Here is a 13,550-nt window from a genome sequence, read left to right as displayed (position 1 = left end):
AGCAGCAAGCAATTGTTGCTTAGACCATTGTTACAGAGACCACTGTTGCTGATAACATGAAGCTCGAGACGCGCATTCCTTTTTGGAGGACTGAGGAGCCGCTATTCTGGCTTTTACTGCGATTTCAGGCCGTAAGCGGACAGGAAATCCGTTATTTCCTTAATAATCTCGTTAAAATGGGTTATGGCAGCTCATTAGCGGCTCCTGTGTCCGCAGACTGTGCCATAACCCATGGTTCTGATGAAATAGCTGCTCCTGTGTCCGCCAAATCTACCTTTGAACAGGGAGTAAGCCCCCGAAGCGAAGAGCATGAAGCTACCTTTCGGAACGTAGGTTCACATTCATGAAGAATGACTACGCTTCAATTACTAAGTCGGGATGCAGAAGCCCGCCGATTGTATGAAGCATGAAGCAATAAAAGTAAAACAGCGGCAAGCTCGTCCCTCAGGGATATCGAGCCTTGCCGCTTTTCTTTTACGTTTGTAATTAACCCTTATTCGCTCCGCCGAAGCTAAAGCCTTGGGACATAAAGCGTTGGCCGAACACATAAAGCGCAACCGCAGGGATCGTGTAAATGATTGAGAAGGCTGCCAGCTTGCCGTACTGCACAATGCCATTTTGCCCAAAATACTGGTAAATGGTAACGGCAGCAGGAAGCTTCTGCGGACTTTGCAGCAAAATGAACGGAACGAGGAAGTTCCCCCAGCTGCCTGCAAAGGCGAAAATGCCGACTGTGAAAATGCCTGGCAGCATCAGTGGAGCAACGACCAGGCGAAGCGTCGTCCAGATGGACGCACCGTCCACCCAAGCAGCTTCCTCCAGCTCCAAAGGTACGGAATCCATGAAGTTTTTCATCATCCAGATCGAATATGGCAGCGCGGATGCGGCCAAGAACAAAATGGTGAAAAACAAGGAATCCTGAATTTGCATGTACAGGAAAAACTGATAAACCGGAACCATAACCGCCGTAATCGGCAAGCCTGTTGCGAACAGGATTACATACATAAACGGACGTTTATACCGCAGCTGATAACGTGACAGCGGATAAGAAGCTAGCCCTGCCGCCGCTACAACAAGCAGTGCTTGTCCAAGAGCCAGCAGCAAGCCATTGCCGAAAGAGCGCTGATTGTCAGAGCTCGCTAGTGTAGACGTATAATTGCTTAGCGTTACCTCATCCGGCACCTTCAAAGCAAGGGTAGCTGCTCCATCGAACGAAGCCAATACGAGCCACAGCATTGGAAGCAGGAACAATAAAGCGATAAAACTCAAAATAATATAAGGAAGCACCCGGCCGACCATAAACCGATTCATTCTGGGGCGCTTGCGTACGTTGCTGCTCATTCTCGCGTCCTCCTTTTAATAAACTATTATCCAAGCTTTGCGCATGGCTTACAGCTTCACTTTAAGAAGCTTCATATACAACAGACTGGCAACAATACCGATCAACAGCAGAACAAGCGAAATAGCTGTGCCGTAGCCAAGCTGATAGTTGACGAAGGCCTGATGATACATATAGATTGGCAGCGTCTCCGTTGCATTTCCCGGACCGCCACCTGTCAGCGCATAAATGAGCGTAAAGGAGCCTAATGTTTGAAGCGTCACGAGTACCATATTCGTTACAACTGAACCGCTGATCATTGGAATGGTAATGCGGATAAGTCTCTGCCAAGCCGAAGCGCCATCGATCATTGCCGCTTCCTCAACCTCTTTAGGCACGTCGCCCAGTGCAGCCTGGAATACCATCATGGAGAAGGCTGTTCCATGCCATACGTTTGCCACAATAACGGATACCATCGGGAACGTATACAGCCAAGCGATAGGCTCAAAGCCGATGCCTTGAATAAACGCATTAGCCGTTCCGGTATCATTCAGAAAAGCGAACCATACAAACGCGCATACCACTTCTGGCGCTACCCAGCCCGAAATAACGATGGAGCCGACAACACTGCGGAATACGCGGTTTCTGCCATTCATTAGAAATGCGATAAGAAAGCCCATAACCTGCTGGCCAACAACGGCCGAGAAAATGAGGAATACGATGGTGTTGCCTACAGAAGTGCGGAATGTCGCATCCTGAAACATATTCGTGAAGTTTTGGAACCCGACAAACTGCGTATTCGCTGCTGCCGCTCCGGTCAAAGCCATATTCGTAAACGCGAAATAAAAAGTTAAAACTGCCGGCACGAAGAAAAAGAGTAAGAGCAGCAGCCAGCTAGGCGATAAGAATAGCGCCGCCCTCCACTGTTCACTGCCGTTCCCTTTCCTTTTCGCTTTGGGAAATCGCGAGTTTATCGCTTCCATCTGGTATCCTCCTGACTGAATTTGAAAAAGACAAGCCGATTGTCGTTAAGCAACAATCGGCTTCTCAGCTGTGCTACTTCGTCGCTACTTTATCAGCGCCGACTGTTCTTTCTACACTTGTTGCATATTCTTTCATTGCAGCTTCAGGTGCAAGTGATCCCGATGCAACTTTTTCAACCATTTCCTGAATGGAAGTCGATACGGCTGGATAATTCGCATTAGTAGGACGAACGTGTGTGTACGTAATAAATTCAGCAGCTACGCCATACAGCGTGCCAGGCTGGCCCGTGTATTCAGTATCAGCCGCAACGTCGGTACGAGGCGTTAGAGCGCCGTCCAGCATAGCGAACTCTTTGTTATGCTGTTCATTTGTTGCCATTTTAATAAATTCAAAGCCTAGCTCTTTTTCAGTGGATTTCGCACCAACGCTAAGCGTCCAGCCGCCAGACATCGAAGTGAATCCAGGCTCTTGGCCTTTCTCTGTTGGCATTTTCACGTAGCCATATACATCAAGCGCTTCCGGCCACGGCTTGCTGCCGCTTGCCGACCAGTTGCCTGTCAACCAGTTGCCGTTCAAGACAATTGCGACCTTCTGATTCGGCATCAGATCGGTCTCCAGTACTTGACCTGCTTGTGCAGTCAGTACTTGCGACATTTTCGGCCCCATGCCCTCGGAGTAGATGGAGTGAATGAAATTCAGCGAGCTCAGAATGCCTGGGCTCTGCGTAACCCACTTGCCATCTTCATAAAGCGTATCGTCTGTTCCGTAAAGCAGCATTTCGAACGTTTGCATCGTCGTTGCTTCTTGGCCTGCTTTACCAGAGTTCATCCAGAAAGGAATAATGTCTGGCAGCTTGGATTTAATCGTGCGGGAAGCGCTCAGCACTTCGTCCCAGCTCTTAGGCTCCCAAGGTACAGGCAAACCTGCTTTCTTGAACAGCTCTTTGTTGTAATACAAGCCGCGAACGTCAGTGGAGAAAGGTACGCCATAAACTTTGTTGTCCGTGGCTGTTACAGCCGCTTTAATACCTTCGTTGAATTTGCTCCAATCTTCCCATGCATCCACAGCAAGCGGCTCAAGGTAGCCAGCCTCGCTGTCCGCATTAATCATGAAGGAATCTTCAGCAAGCACCTCAGGCGCCGTTTTCCCATCCATCATGAGCAGTGGAATTTTTGTTGCATACTGCGAGCCTTCAATCGGCTGCAGCTCAACAGTAACGCCAGGATTCGCTTTTTCAAAATCCGCCTTTACGCTAGTCAGCCACTTGCCCCAGTTGTCCGTCTCATTCCATTTACCATAAGCAACTTTAACCGTCTTTGCCGCTCCGTTTGCGGAAGTTGCTTCTGCGCCCTCCGAGCTATTTGTGCCTGCATTTCCCGAACATGCTGCTGTGAATACAGTTAAAGCTGCAACCGTACCTGCCAGAACTCTTTTTTTACCTGCCATCTTGATCGCTCCCCTTATTGTCCGTCTGTTACGCTTATTATTTGTTCCTATATTGAACGAGCATTCATGCTCGATGGAACCTTAAAGCCGCAATACGTCAAAATCAATTCGCTAAACAAGGCATTGGCCCAAGAAAACCATTCGCGCGTATACTCGCTAGGATCATCTTTATGAAAGCCTTCATGCAGAAAATCAGTTCCGGCATCCGTGCTCTCCAGCACGTTCAGCAGCCGCTCAACCTCTGCCTCATCTTGTGAAGTCAGCGCTTGCATAGCCAGTGAAATGTGCCAAATATAGTTTTCCGGAGTATGAGGGCTGCCAATTCCTTGCGCCGCCGTACCTACGAAGTAATAAGGATTATCCTCGCTAAGAACGAAGCGTCTCGTATTCAAATAGATCGGATCATCCAGCTTGCAGCAGCCGAGATAAGGCAACGACAGCAAGCTTGGCACATTCGCATCATCCATCAGGTTGTAGCCGCCAAGACCGTCTGTTTCGTAAGCAAAAATTTTACCGAACTGCTCATGCTCGACTGTCGCATATTGCTCAACGCCTAATTGAATTTCCTGACGGAGAGCAGCCGCTTGCTTCGCCAGCTCTTGATTGCCAAGCACTTCAATCGCAATTTCAGTCATATAATCCAGCACAACGATGGCAAACATGTTCGATGGAATGAGATAGCCGTAGTCGCAAGCATCGTCGCTTGGGCGGAAGCCCGACCAGGTCATGCCGGTTACTGCACTTGGCGTGCCTTTGCCTTCATTTAGCAGCGTGTCCGACTGCGGGCAATCCATTCTCTGGAAACGGTAGCTTGATTGTTGATCGTGGTTCTGCTCCGTTCTCCATACCTGCAAAATGCTGAAGCAGGCTTCACGGAATGCCTCATCAAAATGCGACGTAGTTCCAGTTGTCTTCCACAGAAGATAAGCAAGCTGGATCGGATAGCAGAGCGAGTCAATTTCATATTTGCGCTCCCATAGCCAAGGAGTCATTTCCGTTAAATCGTCCTGATGTCCCTTACCGTTCGCATGCTCATTAAACGCATTAGCATAAGGGTCCTGCAATATATGTTGAATTTGCCGTTTGACAACGCCTTCAATTAAACGGGCCATCTCTGCATCTTCATTCGCCAAAATTAAGTACGGACGAACCTGCGCCGCGGAATCTCGCAGCCACATCGCTGGAATGTCACCCGTAATGACGAAAATAGCTCCGTCAGGCTGAGGCTTCAACGTCGTCGTTAAGGTGTTGGAGAAACAGTTTGCAAACATCCGGGCCAGCTTCGTACGGGAACCGAGCTTCCCTTCTACTTCCTGGATTAACGACTGCACCGATGTCGGCAGCGTTTCCATTACTTCAGTCATTTCATACATCCCTTTCTATTAAGCGCTTTCAAGAGGTTTATGTACCGATATTAATCTATATTTCATGGTATGTCAATATACTATGTTATATTATTTATGAACAAATAGCATGCTAATCATTTTGCTAGACATACCTCCGATTCGAGCCCTAAAAGAATAATGTTATATAGCAGAAAGCCCTTGCTGTCTCGGTTGACAGAAGGGCTTTGTCCATCTATATACTGGTATTCCGTTTCTCACATTAGCCTGCAAATATGCAAGGCGCGCACAACCTGCCCTGCAGCCCGTTTGCCTATTGCGGTGCAGGCCCTGTCGATTTGCCAGGGACAAGCTTTACTTGCAGCGATATTTTGCTTGGGAGCGTGGCGCCTTGAATGAGCTCCAGAACATTATTGACGGCGAGGCGGCCAATTTCTTTCTCGTTCTGCTCCAAATGCGTGAACGGATACAGTGCCGACGTGCTCTGCGGGCTATCAAAGCAAATAATCGAAATTTGCTGCGGAATTTGCAGGCCCATCTTTTCTACCGCTTCCTTCGCTATAAGCGCCAGCTCATATTCCATCGCAAACAATGCGGTAATCCGCGGATGCTCACGCAGCATCTGCTGAATGATTTTCACATATTTATCAATGAGGTGGCTGCTGGAATTGTCATTGGACGTCCAGTTCATATCGGTCAGCCAGGACGAGCGGTCCAGCAAAATGCCGCCTTCGGCATGCGCCTGCACAAACCCTTCGATCCGTTCCTCAATGGCCACATTATCCGTCACCCGCGAAGCAAGCAGTCCAATATGGCGATGGCCGTAGTTAAACAAATGCTGCACACCCATTCGCGCCGCTTCCACATTGTCTGAGCTGATTGCGGTTGTGTCCGTCCATTTTAAATAACGGTCTACCAGCACATGCGGGAATTTGTCGATGACCAGCTTTAAAATTTCCGGGCTGAAGTTTTGGCCGCGCGTCGGATAAATGATTAGTCCGTCTACACCGTATTGGCGCAGCATCTGAATCGCCTTCTCTTCAACATCCGGCTGGGAAAAAGAGATGCGCAGCATTAAATAAACGCCGAGCGCCTGTGCCGTCCGTTCCATCTCAGACAGCATTTCCTTACCATAGCTATCGCTGAAATCCTCCATAATAAGCCCTAATACAATTTGCTGTGTACGCACAGAAGCAGACACTGGCTCTTGAGCAGGAGAAGCTTCCCCCTGTTCCTGGATTGCATGCTCGATGACGAACGAGCCGCGGCCCGGCTGGCGCATAATATAGCCGTCCTGAACGAGCATATCCAGTGCTTTCTTGGAGGTAATCCGGCTGACTGAAAATTCCTCCATCAGCTCCTTCTCCGAAGGGATGCGGTCACCGACCGTATAATCTCCGATTTGGATCTTTTCGCGCAGCATAAGATACATTTGTTCATATCTAGGCTTTAAAGCGTTCATGCCTTCCATTATACATTCACCTTCAGCATCTATTTGGTCGTACCGGAACGATGTCGTAATTATACATATCCACCTAGTATACTATGTCATGTCATTTCTGGAAAGCTTATAATACCGCTTCCGGCAAATGCGAGCTTATCCTTTAGCCCTTTGAATAAATCTGTCATGGCAGCGGGAGGACCCGGAATATATATAGCTTGAACGGATAATCTGTGCAGAACTCGGAGGTGCATAGGATGGGGCTGCTGTGGCGGCGGTGGGTTGCCATCAGAACCGAAAGCGGTTCTAGGGCGGATATCATTGACCGATTGGAGGCTCATTTGAAAGCAAGCGGCATTAAGGCAAAAATTACACTTGAAGGCAACTTGAAACGGCTTCACGTGCTTAAGAAGGACGTTGAAGCCGCTCAGGAACAGTTGGACGCTTTTGACGCCGAACCTTAAGCACAGGCGCGGGCCGGGCACGCATCATCGATGCGGAGCCCGGCCGCGCAGAACTATCTGGATGAAGAACGCACCCAGCGATAGCCTTTGCGGACACCATTCATGACCCACTCAGGCACGGGCATGGAGTGTTTGGATAGGAACGGCATATAAATCCGGTTGTACGCTTTTTTCAAATCATCCCACATCATGCAAGGCTCTTCTTTAAGAAAATCGGATACGTCCACGACAAGGCCGCGGTCATCGCTGGATACCATTACATTTTTGCCATGAACATCATGCGGAAACAGTCCCTGCTCACGAGCGTAATCCAAAGCTGCATCAATTTCCGCGATAATGCGGTCCTCAATGATCACACCCTCAAGCACACACTTATATAGCGTCTTCCCTTCAAGCCTGCGCAGCATCAAATATTCCAGGCCATTGCTTTTGGATGCATGGTAGCACGTGGAATACGCGGGATGATCGCCCAAACGGCGATAAACTTCCCTTTCCGCTTCCCAGCCTTCCCTGCCAGGCGCATACACCTTAACTGCTATATCCTGCGCATCCCTATGGACGAATACGCCAGCATAATTTCCTGCCCCAAGCAGCTCCCAGCCTTCCGGCAATACATCCACTTGAATGGGCTCGCCATGGTTAATGCTTTGGAGCTTCACGCCTTCAAGCAGCGTCCGTTCGGTCAACTCAATCCATTTCTCCAGCCGTTTCTCTTCCATACCTCGTGCCTGCCTCTCTCACCATGTCTATACTCTATTCTATTATTTTAAATCGGAAACGGCGAAAAGAAAAGAAGAGCGAAATAGTTTCGCTCTCCTTCTTTAGGTTTATTGTCTATTTTTATCCATACCCCAAATATTAAGCTACCAGCTTAAGACCAATGACACTTCCAATAATAAGCAGGACGAAAAAGATTTTACGCCAATCGCGCGATTCTCCGAAAAAAATCATGCCCAGAACGACGCTGCCAACCGAGCCGATTCCCGTCCAAATGCCATAAGCGGTACTGATCGGAATGTCCTGAAGCGACCGCGACAGGAAGTAGAAGCTGATGAAGCCGAAAATAATCGCTCCAACCGTCCCTCTCCAGCGTTTAAAGCCATCCGACAGCTTCATGAATGTCACACCGCCGACCTCGCCAAGGCCGGAAATAATAAGAAAGATCCATGCCATTTTATTTTCCGCCCCTTCCCTGCACGACCGGTGCTGTCTGTGCTGCTTGCGCACTCTGCGTGACCTCTGCATCTGCTGCCTGCTCTTGCTTAGGCTTGTCGCTGGATACCAGCTTTAGCCCAATAATCCCGATAATCAGCGTACTGACCAGCAGCAGCCGTTTAATATCCGCCGACTCGCCTAATACCAAAATACCGAAAACGACCGTACCTGCCGTACCAATCCCAGTAAATACCGCATAAGCTGTGCCGATCTCAAGCAGCTGCATCGAACGGGCGAACAGCACAAAGCTAATAATAATTAAAATGACTGTAATGACGCTTATTAGCGGATCTGTAAATCCTTTCGAATATTTAAGACCGAAGGTCCAGAATACCTCAAATATGCCCCCTAGTATGACATAAAGCCAAGCTTTCATATTAAATCTCCTCCTGTTAACTTGCAATGAAGCCAAGATGACTAAGCTGTCGTCCAGTCTTTCACTAACATTTCCCAAACCGTCTGCTTGCGCGAGCTAAATACCGATTGTTCATAAATCTGATTGGCCACCAATAAACCATCCAGCAGGGTATAAAACACCGCAATCATTTTCTCCACATTTTGCTGATGAAAAATGCCTGCTTGCTGTCCCTCCAAAAATAACGCGCCCACGACGGCGTCCACCCGCTGCTCATGCTCCAAAAAATCTACGCGGAACTGCTGCTGCAAATGCTTGGGCGGCATCAGCATCATTCGTTTTAGAAACCATTGGCCGACCGTCAAATGCGGAAAATCCGTGAAAAAATCGTACACCTCGCGCAGCCGCTCCAAAACAGGCTTGCCTTGCGATTGCTGCATAATCTCCTCAAATTTTATGCCCTCTTCGGCAATAACATCCGCGCAAAGCTCTAAAAACAGCTGCTCCTTCGACTTAAAATGAGCATAGATAGACGGCGTCTTAATCTGAACCGCCTTGGCGATATCGGACATCGACGTTCCTTCGTAGCCAAATTCGGTAAAGATCGTCAAGGCGGCATGCTTAAGACGCTCTGCCGTTGCTTTCGATGCTGGCACTTGTATGGAGTCCTTTTTCATAGCCTCATTCACCTTTCGGCAGTTATTCTTTTTCCCTAACGAACGTTAGTTAGTCTGTTGATATTGTATGACGCCTTTATTGAAAAGTCAAGGCTATAAGCTATAGGCTATAGGAGAAGCTGCTTGTCCCCGTGCCCCCTTTCGGTCCACACACGCAATTATGGCGTCTACCTTTATATACAAAGAAGTCACCTCTGCCGCTTGGAAGCAGCAGGGATGACTTCTTTGTTCATATAGTGAGAGGTTGTTTCCCTCGTCAATCTTATAATTTTGCTACACTCACTGCGATTTTTTCCATTTGTGCCTGGGTCAGCGCTTTGTCCGGGGAGCTGATGGTGATCGTGCGGTCATCGAGCTGGAAGCTAAGCATTGGCAGGTCGCTCGGCGTATACCATTTCGCTTTTACCCCGTTCGACAGCACGACCTCCTTGCTCTCATAACCGTCCGAGTAGTCTCTTGGAGATACATTGACCATCATATGGTTGAAAATCACATTTACGCCGTCGCTCCCAGCAAACGATTTGACAAAAGCATCCCCGGCCGCCATTTGCTTAGGCGCATATGCCGTTTCAAAGCCATCAAATGCAGCAAAATCCTTCTTAATGGCTTTGATTTGCGCATCGCTGTATTTGACCTCCACATACTGCTCAGATGCTTGCTGCCCTTTGCCAATCAGCACCTGATTATTTTTCGAATCATATTGAATCGGTGTATCGAGTGCTCCCGCAAGCGAGCGGACAGGCAGATACATTTTATCCTGATACATAATTGGCGAAAGCTTGTGGCCGTTCTCATCTTTAAGGGTATAAGCAGCTCCATCGACTTTGATACTAATATTGCCGTTCAAATATGCTGAAATTTTTTGGAGGCTCGCTCCTGCATATACGCCTGCTGCGCCCGTCAATGTCATTCCGACAACTACCATCGATACGATACCTTTTTTCATGTTTTTTTTCATTTTTATAATCTCCTTTTGAATACTCCGATTTTTTTGTTTTATCTCTATTTTTATGATTTCAACAACTGGACGCTCTAGCTGGACGCTACTGCTGTCCCTCCTTGTTTGCCGCTGCTGCGTCCTCCCTGATGAATACAGTATATAAAGCGGATATCTCAAGACTATGTCCAGCTTGTATCTAACTTGTAAATAATATTCCCCAATTACAACATGGCTGAAAACTTTAGCCGGCAGCAAAAAAACAGCATAGATTCATTACGACATTTTAGCGCCATAAATCACTGCTGTTTTCCATTTTTCATTTAAAAAATCAACCGTTCCCCCGGACTCAGCGAATAAACGCCCTCATAGCCCTCTTCCTTCAACACTTCAAGCAGCCCGTCGGTTCTCGACTTAACCGCATGCGCTAGCACAGTGGTGCGGCTGGGTACCCGCTCCAGCATCTGGCGGACATCCGGCAGCCCCTGATGCACCTTATAGCGGATATGCTGCACCGGTGGCGGGAAGCCAGAGGCGACGCTCCCACTCCTGCCGCTGCTCCGCAGTGCCATTTCGCCATAAGAGCCTGCTGCGAGATGTCCGGTCAGCAATACGGCATGGTGGGCGGCACCCGAAAGCTGCTGGTGGTACCACCGTGCAACTTCAGACTGCATCATGCCATCATTCGTAAAAATCAGGGCGCTGCCCTTGCGAGCAAGCGCCCTTAAGCGCTCCTCTTCACTTGCGACAATCGTAAGCCTGCCACTAGCCAGCAGCGCCTCCATACGGGCCAGCGCTCCGCCGCCCAGCCATTCCGGCAGCGCAGCCAACTGGTGGAGCGGCTCCATCAGCGCCCGCTCCACGATAAGCCGCGCTTGTGGGAAGCGCTCGCTCGCCCACACCAATAGCTCCTGCCCTCTCCCGCTCGTCGGCACCGGATAAAGCACCGAGCCCTGCGCAAGCAGCACCTCCTCGGTCGCCCGCTCCAGCTCCGCCAGCCGAACCGCCTGCGAATCCGGGTTCGCCCCGTAAGCCGCATCGACGATCGCAAGATCGGCGATACGCATTGTCTCTGAAATCGGACGGCGGGCGGCATCCGCCCCCTCGCCAATCACTCCGAGCAGCGGCTCATCCGCCGCAAGCAGGCCCGATTCTGCGGTATAATCGCCCGAGAAATACACCAGCTTGCCATGCCAGTCGAGCGCCAGCCAAACCGCGCCAGGCAAATGCCCGCTGCGCCCCCATTTTATGCGCAGACCCGGAAACACGCTGCTCCATTCATCGGCAATGGATCTCTCCTCCAAATAGGCATAGCGGATAGCCGCAATATGCTCATCCCTATAAGGGAGCTCGGCAGCCTGCGAGCGGGCATAACGGCCCCACGCCTGAAAATAACCCGGAAGCTGCTGCGCCGTCACGCGGCTCGTCCATACTTCACCTTCATAACCGTGCTTATACAGCAGCGGCAGCGCCATGGAATGGTCCTCATGCGCATGCGATAAGAATACCGCTTTCAGCTGTGGAATCACTTCCCGGCTGATGAGCGGATATTGCCCGCCGCCTTCTTTTTTCCCGCCGCAATCCAGCAAAACCGCTTCCTCATTATATTGCAGCAAATAGCTGGAGCGTCCGTGTTCGCCCGCTCCACCCCAAATGGTCAGTTGCATCATCAGCTATTCCACTTTCTGTTGTGAGCTAAAAACATTCATCGCCAGCAGCAGCACGGTTGTAATGCCAACAGTTATGACGGCCATCGCCATCCCCATCGACACCTCTCCCTGCTCAAACTGGGCAAAAATATAAGTCGCCGACGTTTTCATTGACGGCGGCAGGACGAGCAGCGACGCCACCAGCTCCCGATTGGCTATCGTGAACGTCATCATCCAGCCCGCCAGCATGCCCGGCAGCAGCAGCGGCAGCAATATCCGGCGCAGCACATAGAGCCTGCGTCCGCCAAATACTTGACCCGCCTGCAGCAGCATCGGGTCAATTTGCCCATAGCTCGCTTTTACATACTGTACGGTGTAAGGCAGGAACAGAATGACATACGTCAGCACGACCATGCCGTACGTATTATAAAGCGGAATGGGCATCCACTTGGCATTCCATAACAAAATCAAACCAACCACGATTACGATCCCTGGTACTGTATTCGGCAGCAAGCTGAATAGATCAACCAGCTTCTGTCCCGGGGTACGCGAACGCTGCACCGTCAAGGCGAACCACGTGCCCAGCACGACGGCAATCGTGGAAGCGACAATCGACAGGCCAAAGCTGTTCAGCAGCGCCTCCAGACTTGCGGAGCCTGGCGTAAGCAAATCCACATAATGCTGGAGCGTAAGATTATCCCAAGCAAGCCCTACGCCTCGCAGCTTTAACAGCGATGCCGTAATAATCGAGAAATAAGGGATACCGATGGAGGCAATGAGCAGCACCCCAATGTACATCCAGCACAAGGCCCAGCCCCAGCGGCTCATCGTCGCTGTCTGCTTGATGGCGCCTTTGCCGCCGACCAAGCGATACGAATAGCGGCTGCTAATCGTGCTCTGGATATACCACATCACGAGACAAGCAGCGAGCAGCACTGATGCGAGCGAAGTCGCCTTGCCGAAATCGATCGGCCAGCTGGAAATATATTTATGGATTTCCGAGGTCATGACGTAAAAGCCGATTTTGCGCCCAAAGGTGGCGGGTGTGCCGAACTCGGCAATCGTTTTTACAAAAATGAGCAGGCTGCCCATAACGTAGCTCGACAGCAGCAGCGGCAGAACAATCCGCCGCAGGCGGTACAGGAAGCCGCCGCCATGCACCGCCGCCGCTTCCTCCATGCTGCCGCCGATTTGCAGCAGCGCATTGCGCAGCAGCAAATACAGAAACGGAAATAAATGCAGGCTCATAATCGCCACCATGCCGCCAAAGCTGAAGAAAGCGGGCGTCAGCGCCGAGGAAGCCGGAATAAACTGCTCCATATAGCCATTCGTCTGCATGAACAGCATCCAGCCCATCGACCCGATGTAGGGCGGCGTCATGAACGGAATAAGCAGCACGATATCGAGCCATTTGTGGCGGCGCAGCGGCGTCTTCGCCATGACCCAAGCCAGCGGGAAAGCAAGCACCGTCGTCGCCGCGATGACGCATAGTCCCAGCCAAATCGAGTTAAACAGCACCTCGCTAAGCTCGCTCTGCCTAATGATTTGCAGCGGAGCAAGCAAATCCAGCTTCTGGTCGGTATATAAGCTCGTGCCAAATACGATCAGCAGCGGTGCGAGCACCAGCATACCGAGAAGAACCAGCGCCAGTCCCATGCCGAGCCAAGCATAATTTTTGAATAAAGAGGATTGCATCTTCAGACCACCTGTCTATTACCTGT

General features: G+C 50.2%; 13 protein-coding genes. 1 reads left to right on the top strand and 12 read right to left on the bottom strand.

Going from position 1 to position 13,550, the window contains the following annotated elements; translation table 11 throughout:
* Window positions 1-486: 486 nt before the first annotated feature.
* The 5 genes from WH37_RS14505 to WH37_RS14485 all read right to left on the bottom strand — a co-directional run bounded on the left by WH37_RS14505 (window position 487) and on the right by WH37_RS14485 (window position 6,562).
* Complete coding sequence (locus WH37_RS14505; RefSeq protein WP_414811837.1) at window positions 487-1,341, bottom strand: carbohydrate ABC transporter permease; 855 nt, start codon at window positions 1,339-1,341, stop codon at window positions 487-489.
* A gap of 48 nt (window positions 1,342-1,389) precedes the next feature.
* Complete coding sequence (locus WH37_RS14500) at window positions 1,390-2,301, bottom strand: carbohydrate ABC transporter permease (RefSeq protein ID WP_046231304.1); 912 nt, start codon at window positions 2,299-2,301, stop codon at window positions 1,390-1,392.
* 73 nt (window positions 2,302-2,374) lie between these two features.
* Window positions 2,375-3,748: an extracellular solute-binding protein gene (locus WH37_RS14495; RefSeq protein ID WP_046231303.1), complete on the bottom strand. Its 1,374-nt coding sequence runs from the start codon at window positions 3,746-3,748 to the stop codon at window positions 2,375-2,377.
* 47 nt (window positions 3,749-3,795) lie between these two features.
* A complete protein-coding gene (locus tag WH37_RS14490) occupies window positions 3,796-5,112 on the bottom strand; it encodes a glycoside hydrolase family 125 protein (RefSeq protein ID WP_046231302.1) in 1,317 nt (438 codons plus the stop codon).
* Window positions 5,113-5,404: 292 nt separating this feature from the next.
* Window positions 5,405-6,562, bottom strand: a complete 1,158-nt coding sequence (locus tag WH37_RS14485; protein WP_046231301.1) for a GntR family transcriptional regulator — start codon at window positions 6,560-6,562, stop codon at window positions 5,405-5,407.
* 227 nt (window positions 6,563-6,789) lie between these two features.
* On the opposite strand from WH37_RS14485, the gene WH37_RS14480 reads away from it, so the two are divergent.
* Window positions 6,790-6,996, top strand: coding sequence for a hypothetical protein (locus WH37_RS14480; RefSeq protein WP_046231300.1), 207 nt, complete (start codon window positions 6,790-6,792; stop codon window positions 6,994-6,996).
* A gap of 53 nt (window positions 6,997-7,049) precedes the next feature.
* Here the strand turns inward: WH37_RS14480 and WH37_RS14475 are convergent, their stop codons facing one another.
* The 7 genes from WH37_RS14475 to WH37_RS14445 all read right to left on the bottom strand — a co-directional run bounded on the left by WH37_RS14475 (window position 7,050) and on the right by WH37_RS14445 (window position 13,524).
* Window positions 7,050-7,715, bottom strand: a complete 666-nt coding sequence (locus tag WH37_RS14475; RefSeq protein WP_046231299.1) for a serine/threonine-protein kinase — start codon at window positions 7,713-7,715, stop codon at window positions 7,050-7,052.
* Between the two features lie 139 nt (window positions 7,716-7,854).
* Entirely contained in the window at window positions 7,855-8,169 is a 315-nt protein-coding gene (locus WH37_RS14470) for a DMT family transporter (RefSeq protein ID WP_046231298.1), read from the bottom strand.
* A 1-nt stretch (window position 8,170) separates the two neighbouring features.
* Window positions 8,171-8,587, bottom strand: coding sequence for a DMT family transporter (locus tag WH37_RS14465; protein WP_063838022.1), 417 nt, complete (start codon window positions 8,585-8,587; stop codon window positions 8,171-8,173).
* A 41-nt stretch (window positions 8,588-8,628) separates the two neighbouring features.
* The gene (locus tag WH37_RS33600) at window positions 8,629-9,243 is read right to left on the bottom strand and encodes a TetR/AcrR family transcriptional regulator (RefSeq protein ID WP_052736982.1); all 615 of its coding nucleotides are present in this window, start codon (window positions 9,241-9,243) and stop codon (window positions 8,629-8,631) included.
* Window positions 9,244-9,505: 262 nt separating this feature from the next.
* Window positions 9,506-10,201, bottom strand: a complete 696-nt coding sequence (locus WH37_RS14455) for a stalk domain-containing protein (protein WP_046231297.1) — start codon at window positions 10,199-10,201, stop codon at window positions 9,506-9,508.
* 302 nt (window positions 10,202-10,503) lie between these two features.
* Window positions 10,504-11,850: an MBL fold metallo-hydrolase gene (locus WH37_RS14450; protein ID WP_046231296.1), complete on the bottom strand. Its 1,347-nt coding sequence runs from the start codon at window positions 11,848-11,850 to the stop codon at window positions 10,504-10,506.
* Window positions 11,851-11,853: 3 nt separating this feature from the next.
* Complete coding sequence (locus WH37_RS14445; RefSeq protein ID WP_046231295.1) at window positions 11,854-13,524, bottom strand: ABC transporter permease; 1,671 nt, start codon at window positions 13,522-13,524, stop codon at window positions 11,854-11,856.
* Window positions 13,525-13,550: the final 26 nt, after the last annotated feature.

The sequence above is a fragment of the Paenibacillus algorifonticola genome (assembly GCF_000971975.1).
GTDB classification, from domain to species: Bacteria; Bacillota; Bacilli; order Paenibacillales; family Paenibacillaceae; genus Pristimantibacillus; species Pristimantibacillus algorifonticola.
Note: the sequence above shows the minus strand (reverse complement) of the source record. Positions and strands in the feature narration are given on the sequence as shown.

What these genes read in the sequence shown, in the direction of transcription:
- WH37_RS14505 (WP_414811837.1), bottom strand. Translation starts at nt 1,341, where the DNA reads ATGAGCAGCAACGTACGCAAGCGCCCCAGAATGAATCGGTTTATGGTC.
- WH37_RS14500 (WP_046231304.1), bottom strand. Translation starts at nt 2,301, where the DNA reads ATGGAAGCGATAAACTCGCGATTTCCCAAAGCGAAAAGGAAAGGGAAC.
- WH37_RS14495 (WP_046231303.1), bottom strand. Translation starts at nt 3,748, where the DNA reads ATGGCAGGTAAAAAAAGAGTTCTGGCAGGTACGGTTGCAGCTTTAACT.
- WH37_RS14490 (WP_046231302.1), bottom strand. Translation starts at nt 5,112, where the DNA reads ATGACTGAAGTAATGGAAACGCTGCCGACATCGGTGCAGTCGTTAATC.
- WH37_RS14485 (WP_046231301.1), bottom strand. Translation starts at nt 6,562, where the DNA reads ATGGAAGGCATGAACGCTTTAAAGCCTAGATATGAACAAATGTATCTT.
- WH37_RS14480 (WP_046231300.1), top strand. Translation starts at nt 6,790, where the DNA reads ATGGGGCTGCTGTGGCGGCGGTGGGTTGCCATCAGAACCGAAAGCGGT.
- WH37_RS14475 (WP_046231299.1), bottom strand. Translation starts at nt 7,715, where the DNA reads ATGGAAGAGAAACGGCTGGAGAAATGGATTGAGTTGACCGAACGGACG.
- WH37_RS14470 (WP_046231298.1), bottom strand. Translation starts at nt 8,169, where the DNA reads ATGGCATGGATCTTTCTTATTATTTCCGGCCTTGGCGAGGTCGGCGGT.
- WH37_RS14465 (WP_063838022.1), bottom strand. Translation starts at nt 8,587, where the DNA reads ATGAAAGCTTGGCTTTATGTCATACTAGGGGGCATATTTGAGGTATTC.
- WH37_RS33600 (WP_052736982.1), bottom strand. Translation starts at nt 9,243, where the DNA reads ATGAAAAAGGACTCCATACAAGTGCCAGCATCGAAAGCAACGGCAGAG.
- WH37_RS14455 (WP_046231297.1), bottom strand. Translation starts at nt 10,201, where the DNA reads ATGAAAAAAAACATGAAAAAAGGTATCGTATCGATGGTAGTTGTCGGA.
- WH37_RS14450 (WP_046231296.1), bottom strand. Translation starts at nt 11,850, where the DNA reads ATGATGCAACTGACCATTTGGGGTGGAGCGGGCGAACACGGACGCTCC.
- WH37_RS14445 (WP_046231295.1), bottom strand. Translation starts at nt 13,524, where the DNA reads ATGCAATCCTCTTTATTCAAAAATTATGCTTGGCTCGGCATGGGACTG.